This window comes from Stenotrophomonas maltophilia group sp. LNF247 (genome assembly GCF_054083135.1).
This window is the reverse complement of sequence record NZ_JBSRQL010000005.1, coordinates 197,131-218,436: the sequence shown is the minus strand read 5'-3', so window position 1 is coordinate 218,436 and position 21,306 is coordinate 197,131. Positions and strand designations below refer to the sequence as shown.

The following is a 21,306-nucleotide window of genomic DNA, read 5'->3' as shown; positions in this document are numbered from 1 at the left end:
CAGCCGCCGTCGAGCATGGCTCGACGCTACTTCTTGTTGGTCGGCCCGCAACTGTCGCAACCGCCACAGGCACCGCCACCTCCGCTGGCAGGCGGCGCGATCTTCCGCCCCAGCGCCTGCGCCCAGGCCGCGCGGCCCGGCTTCAGCAGGGCCAGCGCCAAGGCACCGCGCAGCTTGCGCACCGTGCCGGGGAACTGCTTCTTCAGCACCACCCAGGCACTGACCAGCACGGCCACCGCGATGATCAGGTACTGGATCAGCAGCCCGGTATCCATCAGCCACCTCCCAGCGCCCTGGTCACCTGGTAGGTGATCAGCGCCGCCACGTAAGCTGCGGCGAACAGGTAGAACGCGGCAAAGCCCATCTGCTTCCACGAGTTGGTCTCGCGCTTGATGGTGGCCAGCGTCGAGATGCACATCGGTGCGTAGATGTACCAGACCAGCAGCGACAGGGCCGTGGCCAGCGACCAGCCATCGCTGATCAACGGGGTCAGTGCCTGGCTGGCCGCATCGTCATCCGCCGCCGACAGCGCATACACCGTCGCCAGCGACGACACCGCCACCTCACGCGCGGCCAGGCCCGGGATCAGCGCGATGCAGATCTGCCAGTTGAAGCCCAGCGGTGCGAAGAACACCGCCATCGCATGGCCGATCTGGCCGGCGTAGCTATAGTCGATGGCCGGCATCGTGGCGCCCGCCGGCGCCGCTGGGAACGACAGCAGCACCCACAGCAGGATGGTCAGCGCCAGGATGATGCCGCCGACGCGCTTGAGGAAGATCATGCCGCGCTCGTACAGCCCCACCGCCAGGTCGCGCGCATGCGGCAGCCGGTACGACGGAAGCTCCAGCATCAGCGGATGCTCGCTCTTGTCGCGGCGCCACTTCTTCATGATCCACGACATCGCCAGCGCACTGAGGATGCCGGCGGCGTACAGGCCGAACAGCACCAGGCCCTGCTGGTTGAACACGCCCCACACGGTCTTCTGCGGAATGAACGCACCGATCAGCAGCGCGTACACCGGCAGGCGCGCCGAACAGGTCATCAGCGGTGCGACCAGGATGGTGGCCAGGCGGTCACGCGGGTCCTGGATGCTGCGCGTGGACATGATGCCCGGCACCGCGCAGGCGAAGCTGGACAGCAGCGGGATGAACGAGCGGCCAGACAGGCCGGCAGCGGCCATCATGCGGTCGAGCAGGAACGCCGCGCGCGGCAGGTAGCCGGATTCCTCCAGCACCAGGATGAAGAAGAACAGGATCAGGATCTGCGGCAGGAACACGACCACGCCACCGACACCGGCGATGATGCCGTCGGTCAGCAGGCTGGCCAGCGGACCCTCCGGCAACACGCTGCCAACGAGAGTACCGAGCCAGGCGAAGCCAGCCTCGATGCCATCCATCAACGGCGTCGCCCAGGCATACACCGCCTGGAAGATCAGGAACATCACCACCGCAAGGCTGATCAGCCCGAACACCGGGTGCAGCAGCCAGCGGTCCAGCGCGTCGTCGATCTTCGCGGTTCGCGCCGGCATGCGCACGGCGACCGAAAGGATCTCGCGCACCTTGGCGTGGTAGTCGATGCCACCTTCCGGGCCCGGCACCGGCGCATCCAGGTGCGGCACCATCGCATCGAGGCGCTCGACCAAGGCCTTGGCGCCCTGCTTGCGCACCGCCACGGTCTCCACCACCGGCACGCCCAGCTCGCGTTCCAGCGCGGCCACATCCACCTGGATGCCGCGGCGTTGGGCGGCGTCGACCATGTTCAGCGCGACCACCATCGGCTTGCCCAGCTCGCGCAGTTCCAGCGCGAAGCGCAGGTGCAGGCGCAGGTTGGTGGCGTCGATCACGCACAGCAGCACGTCCGGCGCGGCTTCGCCCGGGTAGAAGCCCCGGCACAGGTCGCGGGTGATCGCCTCGTCCAGGCTGGCCGGATGCAGGCTGTAGGCGCCCGGCAGATCAAGCACCGCGAATTCACGGCCGGACGGCGCACGCAGGCGGCCCTCCTTGCGCTCTACGGTGACGCCGGTGTAGTTGGCGACCTTCTGCCGACTGCCGGTCAGCTGGTTGAACAGCGCGGTCTTGCCGCTGTTGGGGTTGCCGACCAGCGCAATGCGCAGCGGGGCGGTGGCAGCGGAAGCGCTCATGCGCGTCGCTCCTGGCGGTTGGCGTCTACCACGACGCGCTTGGCCTCACTGATCCGCAGCGCGAACCGGGTGAACCCGACCTGCACCAGCAGCGGCTCGCCCCCCACCGGACCTTTGGCCACCAGGCGCACTTCCTCGCCATTGACGAAACCCAGCTCGCGCAGGCGACGGGCGATGGCATCGTTGGCGTGCAGGTCCTGCACGGACTCGACCACGGCCGAGGTGTGCAGCGGCAGTTCGGACAGCGTCATCTAGCGTGTTCTCTGCTGGATGTAAATGGTTCTCGATTCTAACATTCCCGCGTCGCGTCATGGCCCATGACCGATGGCCCGCTATGATCCATACAGGTATGGAGTGACCCTGGAATCCCATGAACGATGCTTTGCAGATCGAGCGCCGCGGCGCCGTCATCACCCTCTGGCTGAACCGGCCGGAACTGCACAATGCCTTCGACGCCAGCCTGATCGCCCGGCTGACCGCCGCGCTGGAGGCCGCCGGACGGGACGATTCGATCCGGGCCGTGGTGGTGGCCGGCCATGGCGCCTCCTTCTCGGCCGGCGCCGACATGCAGTGGATGCGCGGCATGGCTGCGGCCAGCGAAGCCGATAACCGCGAGGACTCGCTGGCCCTGGCCCGGCTGATGCGCACCCTGGACGAGCTGCCCAAGCCGACCCTGGCACGGGTCCACGGCGCGGCCTTCGGCGGCGGTGTCGGCCTGGTCGCCTGCTGCGACATCGCCATCGCCAGCACCGCGGCCCGCTTCGGCCTGACCGAAAGCCGCCTGGGCCTGCTGCCGGCGGTGATCTCCCCCTATGTGATCGAGGCCATCGGCCCACGCCAGGCCCGTCGATGGTTCGCCACCGGCGAGCACTTCGATGCCGAGACCGCACTGCGGATCGGCCTGGTCCACCAGCTGGTCGAACCCGAGCGCCTGGACGAGGCGCTGGAACGCCAGCTGGCCCTGCTCGACAAGGCAGGCCCGATCGCCTCGTCCACCGCCAAGCAGCTGGTGCGCCAGGTCCGGGACAGCCATGACCGCGACACCCTGGATCGCGATAATGCCGCCCTGATCGCGCGCCTGCGGGTGTCCGCCGAGGGCCAGGAGGGCCTGGGCGCCTTCCTCGACAAGCGCGCCCCCCATTGGGTCACGGAAGCCTGAACATGCTCGATCATCTTGGTTTGACCAGCGCCGACCTGGCGCGCAGCAAGGCTTTCTTCCTGCAGGCACTGGCGCCACTGCAGATCGGCGTGGTGATGGAAGTGAGCGCCGAACTGACCGGCGACCACGACCACGTCGGCTTCGGCAGCGACGGCAAGCCGTTCTTCTGGCTCGGCAATGGCGGCACCGCCAGCCACGGCGTGCACGTGGCCTTCGCCTGCGCCAGCCGCGCGCAGGTGGACGCCTTCCACGCCGCCGCCCTCACCGCCGGTGGCCGCGACAACGGCGCGCCGGGCCTGCGCCCGTGGTACCACCCGGATTACTACGCCGCCTTCGTGCTCGACCCGGACGGCAACAACATCGAAGCGGTCTGCCATCGCCCAGTCGGCGAGGTGGCTGCATGAGCGACTACGTCCGCATCGTCGAGGTCGGCCCGCGTGACGGCCTGCAGAACGAAAAGCAGTCGGTGTCCACCGCCGACAAGATCGAACTGATCAACCGCCTGTCGGCCACCGGCCTGCGCAGCATCGAGGCGACCAGTTTCGTCAGCCCGAAGTGGATTCCGCAGCTGGCCGATGCCGCCGAGGTCTACGCCGGCATCCAGCGCCGCCCCGGCATCCACTACCCTGTACTGGTGCCGAACGAACAGGGCTACGACCGCGCCCGCGCGGTGGGCGTGGAGGAAGTGGCGGTGTTCACCGCTGCGTCCGAGGCCTTCAACCGAACCAACACCAATGCCGGCATCGACGAGTCGCTGGCCAGGTTCGAGCCGATCCTCCGCCGCGCCGCCGCCGATGGCGTGCGCGTGCGCGGCTACGTCTCCACTGTGCTCGGCTGCCCCTACCAGGGCGAGGTTCCACTGGCCGACGTGGTACGGGTGGCGCGCGCCCTGCACCAGATGGGCTGTTACGAAATCTCGCTGGGCGACACCATCGGCGTCGGCACCCCACGCAAGGCACGGGCGATGCTGCAGGCGGTCGCTGCCGAGATTCCGATGGAGGCATTGGCCGTGCACTTCCACGACACGTATGGCCAGGCCGTCGCCAACATCGCCACCTGCCTGGAAGAAGGCGTGCGCGTGGTCGACAGTGCCGTCTCCGGGGCCGGTGGCTGCCCGTATGCCAAGGGTGCCAGCGGCAACGTCGCCAGCGAAGACGTGGTCTACCTGCTGCGGGGCCTGGGCCTGGAGAGCGGCGTGGACCTGCCGGCACTGGCCGAGACCGGCCGCTGGCTGGCCGGCCTGCTCGGCCGCGCCACCGCCAGCCGCACCGGCCAGGCGCTCGCAGCGACCGGCTGAGCACCCCGCGGCGCTGCTCCCGCTCGGGCGGCGCAGCGCACAACGGCGACGGTCGCCGCTTCCGTTAGAATCGGCGGTTCTCGAACCTGCAGGACCGTGCAATGCAGCTGTCTTCCGTACGTGCCGTGATCACTGGCGGCGTCTCCGGCCTCGGCCTGGCCGTGGCCCAGCACCTCGTCGCCCAGTGCGGCAAGGTGGCTCTGTTCGACCTCAACGATGACAAGGGTGCAGCTGCCGTTGCCGGGCTGGGTGCCGACAAGGCCCGCTATTTCAATGTCAACGTCAGCGATGAGGCGGCCGTGGCTGCAGCCATCGACCAGGCCCACGATTTCCTCGGCGGCCTGAACGTGGCGATGAACTGCGCCGGCATCCTCGGCGCCGGTCGCGTGCTGGGCAAGGAAGGCCCGATGCCGCTGGCCGGCTTCCAGGGCACGGTGATGGTCAACCTGGTCGGCAGCTTCAACGTGGCCAAGGCCGCGGCCAATCGCATGCAGCACAACGACGCCGGCGAAGACGGCGAGCGCGGCGTGATCATCAACACCGCCAGCATCGCCGCCTATGAAGGCCAGATCGGCCAGGCCGCGTATGCGGCCAGCAAGGGCGGCGTGGTCTCGATGACGCTGCCGATGGCACGCGAACTGTCGCGCTTCGGCATCCGCGTCAATACGATTGCTCCTGGCGTGTTCTGGACGCCGATGGTCGATGGCATGCCCGAAGCCGTGCAGCAGTCGCTGGCCGCCTCGATCCCATTCCCGTCGCGCCTGGGCAAGCCGGAAGACTTCGCCAGTCTGGTCGGCTTCATTCTCGGCAACACCTACCTCAACGGCGAGACCATCCGCCTGGACGGCGCTACCCGCCTCGCTCCGAAGTGATTCCCCCCGGGCGCCGGGAAGGCGCCCTCCCCCAACGACCTAGATCACCATGAAAGCCAACGACATCAAGAAGGGCAACGTCGTCGAGTACAACAACGGCGTGTACCAGATCCGCGACATCGAGCGCAGCTCGCCGCAGGGTCGCGGCGGCAACGTCCGCTTCCGCTTCATCATGTACAGCGTGCCGGGCGGCAACAAGCTCGACGCCAGCTTCGATGCCGACGACAACCTGGTCGAGGTCGAACTGCTGCGCCGCCAGTCCACCTATTCGTACAAGGACGGCGATGCCTTCGTCTTCCTCGATGATGAGGACTACACCCCGTACACCCTGGATGCGGACGTGATCGGCGACGACGCCGGTTACATCACCGACGGCCTGACCGGCATCTACGTGCAGGTGATCGACGAGCAGCCAGTGGCGATCCAGCTGCCGGCCTCCGTGGTGCTGGAGGTGATCGAGACGCCGCCGGAACTGAAGGGTGGCACCGCCACCAAGCGCCCGAAGCCGGCCAAGCTCAACACCGGCATCGAAATCATGGTGCCCGAGTACATCGTCAATGGCGAACGCGTGCTGGTGAACACCGCCACCGGCGAATTCGCCGGCCGTGCCGACTAAGCGCCTCGCGCTGATCGGCTGCCTGTTCCTGCCTGCGGCGTGTTCGCCGCAGGCAGCGGACGGATCATCGGTGGCAGCGGTTACGGCTGTTTCGCACCGAAGTTGCCGCAGCCATGGTACTGGCGGGTACCGACAGTCAGCATCGCCTTGGCCTCGAACGCCTCGCCGCTCATGTCATCCTGGCAGGTGGTGCGCTGGAAGCTGAGCTTGACGTCGGTGCCGTCGGACGCCTTTCCGCTCCATCCATCAGCGCCCTGGGTGGGTTTGGCCACGTCGAAGCGGCGCTCGCCATAATCGACCTCCACCTGCAGGCCCGGCGCATCGCCGTCGACGACTGCAAGCCAGCCGGGTTCATTGCCGGTGGCACGGAATGCCGCATTGCCGGCGCTGCCATCGCCTTCGGTAGCTTCCACCGCATGGCACTCGCGATCCGGTTCGCCCTTCAGGCTCAGCAGGCCATCATCGCTGCCCTTGGTCCAGAAGCTGTTGCCGAGACCATCGCTGTACTTGGCGCCGGATGCCGCGCGCTCGGAGGTCATGGCGAAGCTACGCTCGCCGATCACCAGCGTGGCAGCATCCTCGCCATTGAATGTCGCGCCCACACTCAGATCACCACACTGGTAGGCGGTCTCGCTGCCACCTTCCGTGTTGGCGCTCGGCTGCGGCGTGGCAGGCGGGGCGTCATTGCTGCCCGCCGCGGGTGCCTGGGCCGGCTGGCACGCGACCAGCACCAACCCCAGGGAGGCTGCCAACAGACTGGGAACTACACGCATGGCTCGACTCCTTGTCGACACTACAGGAATGCTCGACCCTACCACCTCGCGGTGAGCGGGGCCTGAAAGCGCCCTGACCGCGCTCATGCGGCCAGTACCGCCATCGACAGCAGCTGCGCGCCGCTTTCGCCGGAACTGCAGGTCCACACCCGCAGCAGGCGCAGTTTCAGCTCGCGCTCCTGGCCCTGCCCGCGCACCGACAAGCGCACGTCGCTGGACAACAATGCCAGGCGTCCGCACAGCAACGTTTCCACCGCGTACGACTGCAGGCTGCGCACCTGCAGGTTTCCGGTCAGCCAGTCGCCCAGCCACGGCAGGTCGAGCATGCGGCCGCCGTGGCCATCCATCATGAACAAGGCCGGCGATACCAGCGCGGTCAGCGCATCGTGGTCGTCATCCAGCAATGCCTGCCGCAGGCGCTGTTCCAGCGCTGCCAACTGCCGCTCATGCAGATCTTCAACGATGTCCCGTTCCATCCACGGTTCCTCCCGGCATCGGCCGGCGCCTGCGCAGGCGCTGCGCGATCCACTGCCGCGCGCCCTGCACCACTAAATAGAAGACCGGCACGAAGAACACGGCCAGCACGGTCGCACTGACCATGCCGCCGAACACACCGGTTCCAATCGCCTGCTGGGTTTCCTTCGACGCGCCCTGCGCCAGCATCAGCGGCACCACGCCCAGCGCGAATGCCAGCGAGGTCATCACGATCGGCCGCAGTCGCAGCCGCGCTGCCTCCAGCGCTGCTTCAACCAGGCCGCGACCCTGCTGCTGCAGCTGGCGCGCGAACTCGACGATGAGGATCGCGTTCTTCGCCGACAGCCCGATCACGGTGATCATGCCGACCTTGAAGAACACGTCGTTGGGCATGCCCCGCAACAGCACCGCAGCAACCGCACCAAGCAGGCCCAGCGGCACCACCAGCATCACCGCCAGCGGGATCGACCAGCTCTCGTACAGTGCCGCCAGCACCAGGAACACCACCAGCATCGACAACAGCAGCAACCACGGCGCCTGCGCACCGGACTCCCGCTCCTGCAGCGACTGGCTGGTCCACTGCAGGGCAAAACCGGACGGCAGCTCCTCCGCCAACCGCTCCATCTCCGCCATGGCCTGGCCGGTCGACACGCCGGAGGCCGGTGCGCCGGACAGATTCAGCGCCGGGAAGCCGAGATAGCGCTGCAGCTGCAGCGGCGCCTCGGTCCAGTGCGGCGTCACCAGTTCCGACAACGCCACCATGCCACCTTCGCTATTGCGCACGTACAGCCTCAGCACATCCTCCAGCTCCATCCGGTGGGGTGCATCGGCCTGCAGGATCACCTGCTGCAGCCGGCCCTTGTTGGGGAAGTCGTTGACGTACTGCGAGCCCATCGCCGCCGACAGCGTGCTGCTGATCTGCTCGAACCCCACGCCCATCGCCTCGGCCTTGGCGCGGTCGATGTCCAGCCGCACGCTGGTACCTGCTGGCAGGCCATCGGCATGCACCTCCGACAGCAGCGGGCTGGCCTCGGCCAGCTTCAGCAGCTGCTGCAAGGCCGCGCGCAGCTCTGCCTGGCTCTGCCCGGTACGCGCCTGCAGGGCGAGCGAGAAGCCGGACGAACGCCCCAGGCTGTCGATCGCCGGCGGCATCACGCTCATCACCTCGCCCTCGGCAATCGTCGCCATCGCCTTCTGCGCGGCCTCCACTTCGCCGGCCGCGGTGGCTCCTGCACGCTCTCCCCAGTCCTTCAGCATGGTGTAGGTCAGCGCCGCGCTCGGGCCGGACCCGGAGAAGCTGTAGCCGAGGATCGACTGGTTGGACCCGATGCCCGGGCGTGACGCCACATGCCGTTCGTAGGCTTCGACCACGGCCAGCGTGCGCTCGGCGGTGGCTTCGGCCGGCAGCTGGATCGAGGTCATGAAATAGCCCTGGTCTTCTTCCGGCAGGAATGCACCCGGCAGCCAGTGCAGGCCCAGCAACAGCGCCACTACCAGTGCGGCGAACACGCCCATCACCCGCCCGCTCCGCTGCAGCACCGACGCCACGCCACGCTGGTAACGCCCGGTCATCCGCTCGAAGCCACGATTGAAGGCACCGAACAGCCCGCCACGGCCATGATGGCCATGGGTGTTCGGGCGCAGCAGCGTCGCGCACAACGCCGGCGTCAGGCTCAGGGCCAGCAGCGCCGAAAACAGGATCGACACCGCCATCGCCACGGTGAACTGGCGGTAGATGGCGCCCACCGAGCCGCTGGCCAGCGCCATCGGGATGAACACCGCGGTCAGCACCAGGGTGATGCCGATCACTGCGCCGGTCAGCTCGCGCATCGCCTTGATGGTGGCCTCGCGCGGCGGCAGGCCCTCCTCGGCCATGATCCGCTCCACGCCCTCGACCACCACGATGGCGTCATCGACGATGATGCCGATGGCCAGCACCATGCCGAACATGGTCAGCACGTTGATCGAGAAGCCCAGCGCCAGCATCACCGCGAACGTACCCAACAGCGCGATGGGCGCGACCAACGCCGGGATCAACGTGTAGCGCCAGTTCTGCAAAAACAGGTACATCACTGCGAACACCAGCAGCATCGCCTCCAGCAGCGTCTGCACCACCTTCTGGATCGAGATCTTCACGAACGGCGCGGTGTCGAACGGGATGCTCGCCTCCACGCCGCGCGGCAACAGCGGCGCCAGTTCGGCCATGCGCTCACGGACCGCCGACGCCGTGCGCACCGCATTCGCGCCCGGCCGCAGCTGCACCCCGGCAGCGGTGGCCGGATGGCCGTCCTCGCGGGTGCCCCAGGCATAGCTCTGCGCGCCCAGTTCGACGCGGGCGACATCACCCAGCACCACCCGTGAACCGTCGGCCCCGGCGCGCAGTACGATCGCCGCGAACTGTTCCGGCGTGGACAACTGGCCGTCGGCGCTGAGCGGCACGGTGATGCGCTGGCCTGGAACACCCGGCGAATCACCGATGCGCCCCGGCGAGATCTCCAGGTTCTGCTGCTCGATGGCAGCGGCCACGTCACCCATGGTCAGCCCATAGCCGGTCAGCCGGGTCGGGTCCAGCCACACGCGCATCGCCTGCTCCGCACCGAACAGCTGCACGCGGCCGACGCCATCGATGCGGCGCAGCTCCTCGATGATGTTGCGCGCCATGAAGTCGCCCAGTGCGGCCTCGCTGACGCTGGCATCGGGCGAACGCAGGCCGACCAGCATCAGGAAGCCGGAATCGGCTGCTTCCACGAACAGGCCGCTCTGGCGCACGCTGCGCGGCAGGCGCGGCTCGATCGCCTTGATCCGGTTCTGCACGTCCACCTGCGCCAGCTCCGGGTTGGTACCCGGCTTGAAGGTCGCAGTGATGGAGGCTTCGCCGGAGGTGTCCACCGACGACTCGAAATACAGCAGGTGCTTGACGCTGGACAGCTCGCGCTCGATCAGGCCGACCACCGCGTCATTCAGCGTCTGCGGGCTGGCACCCGGGTAGCTGGCGTAGATGCTGACGCTGGGCGGCGCTACTGCCGGATAGCGCTCCACCGCCAGCCGCGGGATCGCCAGCACACCGGCCAGGATGATGAAGATCGCCAGCACCCAGGCGAACACCGGGCGATCGATGAAGAAACGTGCCATGTTGGATTTTCCTGGAGGGACCGGCCCGGTGGAGGCTCAGCCCTTGCTGCCGGCCTGCACCGCGCCAGCGCTGGCGACCGGCATCTGCCAGTCGCGCGCATCGACCACCACGCCTTCCTGCAGGCGTTCCTGGCCTTCGACCACCACCTTTTCGCCCGCCTTCAGGCCCGTGCGCACCAGCCATTGGCGATCGACACTACCGTCCACTTCCAGCGTGCGGATCACCGCCTTGCCATCGCCACCGATCACCCAGGCATAGGCCTGGCCACCGGCACTGCGCAGTACGGCCTGCTGCGGCACGGTCAGTGCGCTGGCCGGCGCACCCCGCGGCACCTTCGCGCGCACGTACATGCCGGGCAGCAGCTGGCGCCGCGGGTTGTCGACCAGGATGCGCAGGATCACATCACCGGTGCGCGCATCGACATTGATGCCGGAGAACAGCATCTGGCCACGTTCGGGCAGCGGCCTGCCGGCCGCACCGATGATCGTCACCGGCAGCTCGCCGCCACCGGCACTGCGTTGCAGCGACTCGAGCTGCGCCGCTGGCTGGCGCACATCGACGTAGACCTGGTCGATCTGCTGCACCACCGCCATCGGCTCGGCATCGGCCACGCCGACCAGTGCACCTTCGGTCACCAGCGCCTGGTCGATGCGGCCGGCAATCGGTGCACTGACCGTGGCATAGCGCAGGTCGAGCTGGCGGCGGGCCAGGATCGCGCGCGCCTCGTTCACCGCGGCACGGGCCTGTTCGTACTCGGCACTGGCATCGTCGCGGTGCTGCTGGCTGACCGCCTGCGCGGCCGCCAGCGCATGCAGGCGCTGCGACTGCACGCGGCTGCGGCCCAGGGCTGCCTCACTGCGCTGCAGCGCTGCCAGTGCCGAGTCGACATCGGCACGGAACGCCGCCGGATCAATCTGGAACAGGGCCTGGCCGGCGCGCACTTCGGCGCCCTGTTCGAACAGGCGGCGCTGCACGATGCCGCCGACCTGCGCACGGATCTGTGCGGTGCGAACGGCGGCGACACGGCCGGGCAGTTCATCGTCGCGCTGCACGACCTGCGGGCCGACAGTGACCACGCTGACGCGCGGTGCCGCTTCGGGCGTGGCTTCGGGGGCGGAGCAGGCCGTCACGGCCAGGGCGAGGGCCGCGATCAACGCGACCGGAGTCCTGAAGGTTCTCATTGCTGTGCACAATGCCGCGCAGGCGGCTGATAGGTTCTGAAGCGTGAAGTGTGCGTGGCGATGATGGGGTTTCGATGGAGGAACTGTGGAGATACGATGGAGGCAAGCACCTTAAGGCCCCGCCCCTGCATGCATGCCGCCCCTGCCCTCGCCGCCCTCGTCCTGATCGTCGAGGATGAGGCCGAGATCGCCGATATTCTCACCGCCTATCTGGAACGCGAAGGACTGCGTACGCTGCGCGCCGCCGACGGCCACAGCGCGCTGGACCTGCACCGCAGCGCCCGCCCCGACCTGGTCCTGCTTGATGTGCAGCTGCCGCGCCTGGATGGCTGGAGCGTGCTGACCCAGCTGCGCCAGCGCGGTGAAACGCCGGTGATCATGCTGACCGCACTGGACCAGGACCTGGACAAGCTCACCGCGCTGCGCATGGGCGCCGACGACTACGTGGTCAAGCCGTTCAATCCGGCCGAAGTGGCAGCACGCGTGCGCGCCGTGCTGCGGCGTACGTTGCGCGCCTCGCGCATGGACGCACCGACCGCGCTGCGGGCGGGCCCGCTGCTGATCGACTCGGCTACCCATGCCGTGCATGTGGAGGGCGAAGGCTACAGCCACGAAGTGCTGCTCACGCTCACCGAGTTCAAGCTGCTGCACTGCATGGCGCTGGCGCCGACCCGCATCTTCAGCCGCAGCGAGCTGATGCACGAATGCCTGCCGGAAAGCGAAGCGCTGGAACGCACCGTCGACAGCCATGTCAGCAAGCTGCGCCGCAAACTCGATGACGTGGGCATGGTCAACGTCCCGGCCAGCGTGCGCGGTGTCGGCTACCGGTTGATGGCCGACCGCTGATGGCGCGCCTGCGCCGTTCCGGGCTCAGCCGCCACATCATCATCTCGATGTCGCTGATGGTGATCGGCGTCATCGTGATGATGATCCTGTCGTCGTGGCTGCTGTACGCGGTGCTGGTCGAGTTCTTCCCCGGCAGCACCGAGGAGCCGGAAAGCTGGCTGCCGACCGGGCCGGAACTGGCATGGATGGTGGGCGTGATCCTGACCGGACTGGCGCTGGCCATCGCCGCTTCGTTCCGTCTTGCGCACCGTATCCTGTCGCCACTGAATTCACTGGTGGACAGTGTGCGTGCGCTTGCCGGCGGCGACCTCGGGGCGCGCGCGAGCGTCGAGGAGAATTCGCCGGGTGAAGTGGCGACCCTGGTCGAGGACTTCAATGCAATGGCCCGCCGCCTGCAGCACATGGAGAGCGAGCGCGCGATGTGGCACGCGGCCATCGCCCATGAGCTGCGCACGCCGGTGACGATCCTGCGCGGTCGCCTGCAAGGGCTCGCCGAGGGCGTGTTCCAGCCGGACGAGTCACAGTTCCGCAGCCTGCTGGCGCAGGTCGAGGGCCTCTCGCGCCTGATCGAGGATCTGCGCGTGCTGAGCCTGTCCGACAACGCGCGGCTGGACGTACGTCGCGCGCGCACCGATGTGGTGGCCGAAGTGCATTCGGTGATGACCCTGGTCGATCCGCAGTTCCGCGCCGCCGGCTTCGTGCTGGAGCTGGAAACCAGCCGCGAGGAACACAACGCGCACTGCGACCCGACCCGCCTCCGCCAGGCGCTGCTGGCGCTGCTGGAGAACGCACGCCGCTATGCCAGCCCGGGCAAGGTGCGGATTGCCGTGCATGACACACCGGGACATGTGCAAGTGGCAATCGAGGATGAGGGCCCGGGCATCGATCCGGAGCTGCACGCCGACATCTTCAGCCCGTTCATGCGTGCCGACGGCTCACGTTCACGCCAGGGCGGCGGCAGTGGCCTCGGCCTGGCGGTGGTCAAGGCCATCGCCGACGCGCACGGCGGCCGCGTCTACTGCACGGCAGGCAACGCCGGCGGCAGCCGTTTCGTCATCGAACTGCCGCGCCAGTAGCGGGCGTGGCTGCCTGTTCCCGCAGGCGCGCGCCAAGTGTGGCGAGGTTGGCGTCGATCGCATCCATCTCGTTGCGCTGGCCCACCGGCAACTGCTGGCGCAGTTGCACGCGCAGCGCCTGCCAGGCCGGCACCGCCTCTGCGCTGGCAGTGGCAACCGCTTCGGCCAGCACCGCCTGCTCATCGGCCAGCGGCAACCCGTAGCCGCCCTGCAGCAGCGTCCCCGGGCGCAACCACTGCCCGCTCTGCGCCAGCAGGCTGCGCAGGCTGCGGGTTTCCGCGCTGTCCGCAGCAGCCAGTAGCTGCCGCTTGAGCACATCGCGTGCGCGCAGTTCGGCACGCCGCTGTGCCGCCTGTTCCAGCAGCAGCAGGCCGGCACTGGCGCGCAGGTTGCCCTTCAGCAGCCACGGTGCCCGTTGTTCTGCCGGCAGCTTCAACCAGCCGCGCGCATCGCGCGCGGGCAAGGCCAGCTGGGTCGCCGCCACTGTGAACAACTGCTGGTAGTGGTCGCGCGCGGAAGCGAAGTAATAGCCCTGTGCCTGCGCTGCGTTGCGGTCCGTGAGTACCCGCTCGTCGAGCATGCCCAGCCGCGCCAGCCGCCGCTTGAGACCGCGCGGACTCAGCTGGGCCAGCCCGTCCTCGCCCAGCCGGGGCACTCCGGCCTGCAGCAGCCTGGCGGTCTCCACCGCACAGTTGTTGCTGACGAAGTAATAGCGCCCGTCATAGCTCCAGTGCACCTGCGCGGTGCGCTCGAGCAGGCTGGCGATCTCGTCGCGTTGCAGCTGCAAGGGCAACGACTGCAGGCCCCGCAGTTCCACCTTGGTGTACTCGTCCACCACCTGCTGCAGCGGCAGCACGAACAGCCGCGACGGGTAGCCGCCGGTCAAGCCGCGCCAGTTGGAAATCTGCACATCGCCGACGAACGCGCGGAACGACAGCACGCGGTGGTACTCCAGGTCCAGGCGGCAGTCCGGACCCGGTGCGCGGCCCGGCCGGCAGATCACCAGCCGCAGCATGCTGTGCCCCCAGCGGCTCATCGGCTGCGCACTGCCCTCGGCGAACAGGTAGTCCACGGCGTAGACACGCGCCGGGTCGAGCTGCAGCAGCGATGCCGCCCCCTCTTCCGATTCGGCCTGCAGCAATGGCAACGCGTTCGCGCAGTGCGACTGTGGCAGCGATGGCGGGGTTCCGAAATGGACCTGGAACCACTGCGCCAGTGCCGGGCGCCGGCAGGCGAACTCGCTGTCGAGCACGAAATGCTCGGCGTTCACTGCCAGGTACTCGGCCGGGTCCTTCAGTTCATACGCATCGGGACTGCGGTCACGGAAATCGTTGTCGCCACGGCCGAGATGCCAGGGCTTGCGCTGCCATCCAGCCAGATCACGCCAGCGCACACTGCGTGACCAGTTCGCCCCCGTACGGTCGGCGACATGGGTCAGTTCGTGTACCAGCGCGCTGCGGCGTGCGCGGCGCGCGCCGGGCACGGCATCATCCAACAGCTCGCGACGCAGGGCGATGCGCCCGGCGAAAGCGCGGCCGTGCACATCGGCCGGCAGGTCATCGCGCCAGCGCACCTGGACCTGTGCCGGCAATGCACGGAGCAGGCCATCCGGCAGCAGTGCCTGCACGTCGGCCAGGGTCTGCGTCGCCACCTGCTGCTGTGCAGGGCTCAACCCTGCCGGGTCCAGCTGCAGGCGATCAGCTGCGTGCGCGACGTGGGCGACCAGCAGTAGAGCCACGCCATGCGTGGCTGCGTTCCACCGGCCAAGCCTCTGTAGAGCCGAGCCATGCTCGGCTAGTGTTGCGATCCGCATGCGCCAGGCATTCAGCCGAGCATGGCTCGGCTCTACAGAACGCGATGTCGCCGGGGTCATGCAGTCCGGATCAACGCGCCAGCAACGCGCGGGCCAGTTCCAGGTCGCTCTGCTGCTGTGCGGCAGCACTCTGCTCACGCAGGTGGGCCAGCGCGGCCTGCAGGCGGGCGCCACGGATCTGGCCGTCGCTGGCGACGAACGCCGCAGCGTCGTCGCGCGCAGCCAGTACCACCTTGTCGTCACCCGAGCTGCTACCCGAGGAGCCGGAGGAGGCACCGGTGGCGGAACCGGCCGAGGTGCCGGCGAAGCTGGAAGCGAAGCCGGCCAGCGGAAGGGACAGCAGGGCGAGCAGCAGAAGCGGACGGGTCATCGGTTCGAAGCCGGTTGTGAGGATGCGTGGAGCGTAACGGGTGCGTGAAGGATTTGCCCGGCTCAAACGTCGAACAGCTTGCCGGGATTCAGCCGCGCTTGGGGATCGAACGCACGTTTGACCGCCTTCATCAGGGCGATCTCGGCCGGGCCGCGGGTGCTGTCCAGGTAGCCCTTCTTGACCAGGCCGATGCCGTGTTCAGCCGAGATGCTGCCATCGAACCGGGCCAGCACCTGCGCCAACAGCTTGGTCACGTGTTCACACTGCGCCACGAAATCGGCGTCGCTGGTGTCGTCAGGCTTGAGCACGTTGATGTGCAGGTTGCCGTCACCGATATGGCCGAACCAGACCACGTCGAAGTGTGGGTAGGCCTGCCCGATCAGTGCCTGGGTCTCGGCCAGGAACGCAGGCATCGCCGAGATCCGCACCGAGACATCATTCTTGTAAGGTTTGTAGCGCGCCAGCGATTCGGTGATGCCTTCGCGCAGGCGCCACAGCTGGGCGGCCTGGGCGTCGCTGGCGCTGATCACCCCGTCGCTCACCCAGCCGTTGCCCATGCAGTCCTCGAAGGCGGCCATCGCCGCCGCTTCCTGCGCTTCGTCGTTGGCGCCGAACTCGGTGACCACGTAATACGGGTGCACCTCGTCGAACGGTGCCTGCGCGCCATGCGCCAGCACGTGCTCCAGCGCCCGGTCGGTGAAGAACTCGAAGGCCTGCAGCTGCAGGCGCGCGCGGAACGCGGCGAACACCTGCATCAGCACCTCGAAGCTGGGCACGGCCAGCAGCATCACGTTGCTGGCTGGCGGCGGATCGGTGAGTTTCACTGTCGCCTCGACGATCACGCCCAGCGTGCCTTCCGAACCGATCAGCAGCTGGCGGAAGTCATAGCCGCTGGAGTTCTTGATCAGGCCCTTGTTGAGCTCCAGCAGTTCGCCGCTGGCGGTAACCACCTTCAGCCCGGCGATCCACTCGCGGGTGTTGCCGTAGCGGATCACACGGATGCCGCCAGCATTGGTGGCGATGTTGCCGCCGATCGTGCACGACCCGCGTGCAGCGAAATCCACCGGATAGATCAGGCCGTGGTCCAGCGCGGCGTTGTGCACGGCCTCCAGCGGCATGCCAGCCTGCACCACCAGGGTGCGATCGACCGCGTCGTAGGCCAGCGCCTTGTTCATCCGCTCCAGGCTGAGCACCAGCTCGCCATTGGCCGCCACCGCGCCACCGGAAAGGCCGGTACGGCCGCCGGACGGCACCACGGGCACGCCCTCACCCGCACTCCAGCGCATCACCGCCTGTACCTCCTCGACCGTGGCCGGCAGTGCGACCGCCAACGGCGCCGGCGTCCAGCGCCGGGTCCAGTCGCGCCCGTAATGCTCCAGGTCGGCCGGGTCGGTCTTCAGCTTCAGGCCGGGACAGGCCTGCTGCAGCGAGGCAATGCGGGAATCGGTCATGACGGTCCAGCGCGGGGCGTGAAGAACGGGCAAGCGTGCCAGCGACACGCGCCAGCGTCCAGCCCTGCGAGCAGGCAGATAGCTACGGATGCAACCAATTGCGCACCGCACCATGAGCGCTGCGATCTGGCATAGTGGTTGGCCCCTGTCCCACTGGCCGTGTTGCCCCATGTCGCCGAAGAAGACCTCGTTCCCGAAGCAGGATATCCGCGTGCTGTTGCTGGAGGGGGTCAGCCAGACCGCCGTGGAGGTGTTCAGCGCGGCCGGCTACAGCCAGATCGAGGCGCACACCAAGGCACTGCCCGAGGACGAATTGAAGGCGCGCATCGCCGAGGCGCACATCGTCGGCATCCGCTCGCGCACCCAGCTCAGCGCCGAGGTGCTGGCCGAGGCCAAGCGCCTGATCGCGGTGGGCTGCTTCTGCATCGGCACCAACCAGGTCGACCTGGACGCGGCCGAACTGGCCGGCATCCCGGTGTTCAACGCGCCCTACTCCAACACCCGCAGCGTGGCCGAACTGGTGATCGCCGAGGCGATCATGCTGACCCGTGGCATTCCGCAGAAGAACGCCGAATGCCATCGCGGCGGCTGGTCGAAGTCAGCCAGCGGCAGCCATGAAGTGCGCGGCAAGACGCTGGGCATCATTGGTTACGGCCACATCGGCACCCAGGTCGGCGTGCTGGCCGAATCGCTGGGCATGCAGGTGATCTTCCACGACGTGGAAACCAAGCTGGCGCTGGGCAATGCCCGTGCAGCGGCCAGCCTGGACGACCTGCTGGCGCGCGCCGACATCGTCACCCTGCACGTGCCGGAGACCCCGTCCACGCAGTGGATGATCGGCAGCACCGAGCTGGCGAAGATGCGCAAGGGCGCGCACCTGATCAACGCCGCGCGCGGCACCGTGGTCGACATCGATGCGCTGGACGCGGCCCTGGCCAGCGGCCACGTCGGTGGCGCCGCGCTGGACGTGTTCCCGGTCGAGCCGAAGGGCAACGGCGATATCTTCGAATCGCCGCTGACCCGCCACGACAACGTCATCCTCACCCCGCACGTCGGCGGCAGCACGCTGGAAGCGCAGGACAACATCGGCGTGGAAGTGGCGGCCAAGCTGGTGCGCTACAGCGACAACGGCAGCACCCTGTCGGCGGTCAACTTCCCGGAAGTGACCCTGCCCGAACACGAAGACAGCCTGCGCCTGCTGCACATCCACCAGAACGTGCCGGGCGTGCTGTCCAAGGTCAACGAGATCTTCTCGCGCCACAACGTCAACATCGACGGCCAGTTCCTGCGCACCGACCCGAAGGTGGGTTACGTGGTGATCGACATCACCGCCAGCGAGGCGCAGGCCGCCGCCGTGCGCGACGAGCTGGCCGCGATTCCGGGCACGCTGCGGACGCGCATCCTGTATTGAGCAAGGCGTCGCCGGGCATGCCCCGGCGGATTGCTTCCGGCATCGCGCCATCCACGCATGGCGTGGATGGAACACCTCAGAACCTTACGGCGTGGAGGTTCTTGTAAAAGTCCCAATGGATCAGAACCCTGTCTTCCATCGACAGGAACAGCGTATCGACGAAATCCAGCTCCTCGGCATGAGCCAGCCAGTCCTGCAGGCGGCTGCCCAGTGAAGGTACCGCCCCATCCACTTGGACAACCGTCAACGCAGCCTCGCTTGGCAAGCCAACAGCATCTGCAATGGCGCTCAACTCCTGCGCCAGCCGCTCCCGCCCCACCCCGGGGACCTCCAGGCGCGATGGCACGCGCTCCCAGTCGATGCATGTGATGACTGGCAATGCAGCCTTGATCATCGCAAGGGCAGCATCCTGCTTCGCCTCGCCACAGGCATGAGCCGCAACAAACGCGGCACAGCCGTCCGAGAGCATCAACGTGCCAGCCAGCGGCGCGCCATGCGCTGCATGGATTCATCCGATTCGGGGTCGGCCGCGACCTCGGTCACCGGCCGCCATGCCAGGTCAAGCGACTCCTCGCTGAGCACGAATGCCTCGCCACCGAGCGCGCGGATCACGAAACGCACGTCGTAGTGCCAGTGCCCCGGCACATCCTTGCGCTCCGGAATCCAGTGCTTGTCCAGATCGAAGATGGCCGGGTCTTCCAGCACCAGCCCGCTCAGGCCGGACTCCTCCTCGGCCTCCTTCAGCGCCACCTGGGCCAGGTCGCGGTCGCCGTCGGCGTGGCCACCCAGCTGCAGCCAGCGCTGCAGCTTGCGATGGTGGGTCAGCAGCAGGCGCTGGCCGTCGGCGCTGACCAGCCAGCAGCTCGCGGTGAAGTGGCCTGCAAGCCGCTCACGCCGGAACGGATCTTCCGGATCATCCAGCAATGTGCCGAATTCGGCAGCCAGTGCGTCGTGGGCGGGCTCGCGGCGGGCATAGTCCCGCAACAGACCGCGCAGGCGATCGTCAAGCACGGCAAGGGTTTCGGCGGTCTGGCGCATGAATGGGGGCGGTTCGGAAAAATACTGCTCATTATCGCCGTTCATTGTTGCGATTGCGCTTGTGCGTTGGCTTCAGCTTTGGCTAAGGTACAGCGGGCTGTTCGCACGGCCTTCACCATTCAAGGCAGCCGGCAACGTATCGGCCGCCCACCCCATCCGATCACTAGGAAGTACTGCATGCTGAAAGCTCTGTTGAGGGTCAAGCCGGTCCAGCCGGCCGGGCACGTCGATGCCGGCGAACCCATCGAAGGCAGCCTGGACGGCGAAGCCACGTTGAAACGGACCCTCACGGCTAAACACCTCATCCTGCTGGGCGTGGGTGCGGTGATCGGCGCAGGTATCTTCGTGCTGACCGGCCAGGCCGCAGCCAACCACGCGGGCCCGGCGGTCATGCTGTCGTTCGTGCTGGCCGGTTTCGCCTGTGCGCTGGCGGGCCTGTGCTATGCCGAGTTCGCGGCGATGATGCCGGTCTCCGGCAGTGCCTATTCCTATTCCTATGCCACCCTCGGCGAAGGCATGGCCTGGTTCATCGGCTGGTGCCTGGTGCTGGAGTACCTGTTCGCCTCGGCATCGGTCGCGGTGGGCTGGTCGGCCTACCTGATCAGTTTCATCACCACCACGCTGCACATGCCGTTCCCGGACCTGCTCAGCGCCGCGCCCATCGCCTGGACCGGCAGCGAGTTCGTCTCCTCCGGCAAGCTGTTCAACCTGCCTGCGGTGCTGATCGTGGCGGCGGTGTCCGGCCTGCTGTACGTGGGCGTGACCCAGTCGGCCTTCGTCAACGCCATCATCGTGGCGATCAAGGTCACCGTCATCTGCCTGTTCATCGGCATCGGCGCGGCCCATATCGACCCGGCCAACTGGCAGCCGTTCATCCCGGAAAACACCGGCGTGCCGGGTGAGTTCGGCTGGAGCGGCATCTTCCGCGCGGCCACCATCGTGTTCTTCGCCTATATCGGCTTCGATGCGGTCTCCACCGCCGCCGGCGAAACCAAAGACCCACAGCGCAACATGCCGATCGGCCTGCTCGGCTCGCTGGCGGTGTGCACCATCGTCTACATCATCGTCTGCGCGGTACTGACCGGCATGATGCCGTACCACCTGCTGGGCACCGACAAGCCGGTGGCCACCGCACTGGAGCCCTACCCGACCTTGTCGTGGCTGAAGACCCTGGTCGAGATCGGCGCCATCGCCGGCCTGTCCTCGGTGGTGCTGGTGATGATGATGGGCCAGACCCGCATCGCCTACACCATTTCCCGCGACGGCCTGCTGCCGAAGTTCTTCGGCAAGGTCCACGCCCGGTTCCGCACGCCTTACTGGGCCACGATCGTGGTCGGCGTGATCGCCGCCGCGCTGGCCGGCCTGGTGCCGCTGAACGTGCTCGGCGAACTGGTGTCGATGGGCACCCTGCTGGCCTTCGCCACCGTCTGCATCGGCGTGCTGGTGCTGCGCTATACCAAGCCGGAGATCCATCGCCCGTTCCGCGTACCGGCGGTGTGGATCATCTGCCCGCTTGGCGCCGCGGCCTGCCTGTTCCTGTTCTGGCAGGCGTTCGTGGTGCACTGGCACCTGTTCGTCGGCTGGACCGTGCTGGGCATGCTGATTTACCTCGGCTACGGCATGCGCAACAGCAAGCTGGCCAAGTCGCCCTGATCC

At 67.7% G+C, this 21,306-nt stretch carries 21 protein-coding genes; 9 read left to right on the top strand and 12 right to left on the bottom strand.

Annotation, left to right across the window (positions count from 1 at the left end):
- Positions 1 to 26: 26 nt before the first annotated feature.
- Genes ACTXG9_RS07665 through ACTXG9_RS07655 form a run of 3 tightly spaced genes read right to left on the bottom strand, consistent with a single transcriptional unit; the run spans position 27 to position 2,391 of the window.
- On the bottom strand, positions 27 to 275 hold the full coding sequence (locus ACTXG9_RS07665; RefSeq protein ID WP_021204545.1) for a DUF6587 family protein: 249 nt from the start codon (positions 273 to 275) through the stop codon (positions 27 to 29).
- Positions 275 to 2,140 carry a ferrous iron transporter B gene (gene feoB, locus ACTXG9_RS07660; RefSeq protein WP_021204544.1) on the bottom strand — a complete coding sequence of 622 codons (1,866 nt, stop codon included), beginning with the start codon at positions 2,138 to 2,140 and terminating at the stop codon, positions 275 to 277. Before feoB ends, ACTXG9_RS07665 begins: the two co-directional genes overlap by 1 nt.
- Positions 2,137 to 2,391: a FeoA family protein gene (locus ACTXG9_RS07655; protein ID WP_021204543.1), complete on the bottom strand. Its 255-nt coding sequence runs from the start codon at positions 2,389 to 2,391 to the stop codon at positions 2,137 to 2,139. The genes feoB and ACTXG9_RS07655 overlap by 4 nt, the downstream gene beginning before the upstream one ends.
- A gap of 119 nt (positions 2,392 to 2,510) precedes the next feature.
- On the opposite strand from ACTXG9_RS07655, the gene ACTXG9_RS07650 reads away from it, so the two are divergent.
- The 5 genes from ACTXG9_RS07650 to yeiP all read left to right on the top strand — a co-directional run bounded on the left by ACTXG9_RS07650 (position 2,511) and on the right by yeiP (position 6,084).
- Positions 2,511 to 3,299 (top strand): enoyl-CoA hydratase-related protein, encoded by a 789-nt coding sequence (locus tag ACTXG9_RS07650; protein ID WP_019661454.1) that lies wholly within the window; start codon positions 2,511 to 2,513, stop codon positions 3,297 to 3,299.
- Positions 3,300 to 3,301: 2 nt separating this feature from the next.
- Positions 3,302 to 3,703, top strand: a complete 402-nt coding sequence (locus tag ACTXG9_RS07645; protein WP_019661453.1) for a VOC family protein — start codon at positions 3,302 to 3,304, stop codon at positions 3,701 to 3,703.
- Entirely contained in the window at positions 3,700 to 4,596 is an 897-nt protein-coding gene (locus ACTXG9_RS07640; protein WP_021204542.1) for a hydroxymethylglutaryl-CoA lyase, read from the top strand. Before ACTXG9_RS07645 ends, ACTXG9_RS07640 begins: the two co-directional genes overlap by 4 nt.
- A gap of 101 nt (positions 4,597 to 4,697) precedes the next feature.
- Positions 4,698 to 5,468, top strand: coding sequence for an SDR family oxidoreductase (locus ACTXG9_RS07635; protein ID WP_197576011.1), 771 nt, complete (start codon positions 4,698 to 4,700; stop codon positions 5,466 to 5,468).
- A gap of 49 nt (positions 5,469 to 5,517) precedes the next feature.
- Complete coding sequence (yeiP, locus tag ACTXG9_RS07630) at positions 5,518 to 6,084, top strand: elongation factor P-like protein YeiP (RefSeq protein ID WP_005409468.1); 567 nt, start codon at positions 5,518 to 5,520, stop codon at positions 6,082 to 6,084.
- 80 nt (positions 6,085 to 6,164) lie between these two features.
- On the opposite strand, the gene ACTXG9_RS07625 is transcribed toward yeiP, so the two are convergent.
- The 4 genes from ACTXG9_RS07625 to ACTXG9_RS07610 all read right to left on the bottom strand — a co-directional run bounded on the left by ACTXG9_RS07625 (position 6,165) and on the right by ACTXG9_RS07610 (position 11,645).
- Positions 6,165 to 6,857, bottom strand: coding sequence for a COG3650 family protein (locus ACTXG9_RS07625; protein ID WP_021204541.1), 693 nt, complete (start codon positions 6,855 to 6,857; stop codon positions 6,165 to 6,167).
- Between the two features lie 83 nt (positions 6,858 to 6,940).
- Positions 6,941 to 7,333, bottom strand: coding sequence for a nuclear transport factor 2 family protein (locus ACTXG9_RS07620; RefSeq protein ID WP_180877891.1), 393 nt, complete (start codon positions 7,331 to 7,333; stop codon positions 6,941 to 6,943).
- Positions 7,314 to 10,463: a multidrug efflux RND transporter permease subunit gene (locus ACTXG9_RS07615; RefSeq protein ID WP_197576010.1), complete on the bottom strand. Its 3,150-nt coding sequence runs from the start codon at positions 10,461 to 10,463 to the stop codon at positions 7,314 to 7,316. The genes ACTXG9_RS07620 and ACTXG9_RS07615 overlap by 20 nt, the downstream gene beginning before the upstream one ends.
- A gap of 36 nt (positions 10,464 to 10,499) precedes the next feature.
- The gene (locus ACTXG9_RS07610) at positions 10,500 to 11,645 is read right to left on the bottom strand and encodes an efflux RND transporter periplasmic adaptor subunit (RefSeq protein WP_111098926.1); all 1,146 of its coding nucleotides are present in this window, start codon (positions 11,643 to 11,645) and stop codon (positions 10,500 to 10,502) included.
- Between the two features lie 129 nt (positions 11,646 to 11,774).
- On the opposite strand from ACTXG9_RS07610, the gene ACTXG9_RS07605 reads away from it, so the two are divergent.
- Together ACTXG9_RS07605 and ACTXG9_RS07600 are read left to right on the top strand one after the other, a co-directional pair.
- Complete coding sequence (locus ACTXG9_RS07605) at positions 11,775 to 12,491, top strand: response regulator (RefSeq protein WP_010482545.1); 717 nt, start codon at positions 11,775 to 11,777, stop codon at positions 12,489 to 12,491.
- Complete coding sequence (locus ACTXG9_RS07600) at positions 12,491 to 13,567, top strand: ATP-binding protein (RefSeq protein WP_021204537.1); 1,077 nt, start codon at positions 12,491 to 12,493, stop codon at positions 13,565 to 13,567. Before ACTXG9_RS07605 ends, ACTXG9_RS07600 begins: the two co-directional genes overlap by 1 nt.
- Here ACTXG9_RS07600 and ACTXG9_RS07595 read toward each other — a convergent pair.
- The 3 genes from ACTXG9_RS07595 to ACTXG9_RS07585 all read right to left on the bottom strand — a co-directional run bounded on the left by ACTXG9_RS07595 (position 13,545) and on the right by ACTXG9_RS07585 (position 17,201).
- The gene (locus tag ACTXG9_RS07595; protein ID WP_241745024.1) at positions 13,545 to 15,380 is read right to left on the bottom strand and encodes a DUF7844 domain-containing protein; all 1,836 of its coding nucleotides are present in this window, start codon (positions 15,378 to 15,380) and stop codon (positions 13,545 to 13,547) included. The two genes, ACTXG9_RS07600 and ACTXG9_RS07595, sit on opposite strands and share 23 nt — an antisense overlap.
- Before the next feature lie 70 nt (positions 15,381 to 15,450).
- Positions 15,451 to 15,750 carry a DUF2388 domain-containing protein gene (locus ACTXG9_RS07590; RefSeq protein ID WP_021204535.1) on the bottom strand — a complete coding sequence of 100 codons (300 nt, stop codon included), beginning with the start codon at positions 15,748 to 15,750 and terminating at the stop codon, positions 15,451 to 15,453.
- Between the two features lie 62 nt (positions 15,751 to 15,812).
- Positions 15,813 to 17,201: an FAD-binding oxidoreductase gene (locus ACTXG9_RS07585; RefSeq protein WP_021204534.1), complete on the bottom strand. Its 1,389-nt coding sequence runs from the start codon at positions 17,199 to 17,201 to the stop codon at positions 15,813 to 15,815.
- A gap of 169 nt (positions 17,202 to 17,370) precedes the next feature.
- On the opposite strand from ACTXG9_RS07585, the gene serA reads away from it, so the two are divergent.
- On the top strand, positions 17,371 to 18,612 hold the full coding sequence (gene serA / locus ACTXG9_RS07580; RefSeq protein WP_019661444.1) for a phosphoglycerate dehydrogenase: 1,242 nt from the start codon (positions 17,371 to 17,373) through the stop codon (positions 18,610 to 18,612).
- 76 nt (positions 18,613 to 18,688) lie between these two features.
- Here the strand turns inward: serA and ACTXG9_RS07575 are convergent, their stop codons facing one another.
- Entirely contained in the window at positions 18,689 to 19,081 is a 393-nt protein-coding gene (locus ACTXG9_RS07575) for a hypothetical protein (protein ID WP_021204533.1), read from the bottom strand.
- Complete coding sequence (locus ACTXG9_RS07570; RefSeq protein WP_005416355.1) at positions 19,081 to 19,695, bottom strand: NUDIX hydrolase; 615 nt, start codon at positions 19,693 to 19,695, stop codon at positions 19,081 to 19,083. Before ACTXG9_RS07570 ends, ACTXG9_RS07575 begins: the two co-directional genes overlap by 1 nt.
- Before the next feature lie 132 nt (positions 19,696 to 19,827).
- On the opposite strand from ACTXG9_RS07570, the gene ACTXG9_RS07565 reads away from it, so the two are divergent.
- On the top strand, positions 19,828 to 21,303 hold the full coding sequence (locus ACTXG9_RS07565) for an amino acid permease (RefSeq protein WP_005416354.1): 1,476 nt from the start codon (positions 19,828 to 19,830) through the stop codon (positions 21,301 to 21,303).
- Positions 21,304 to 21,306: the final 3 nt, after the last annotated feature.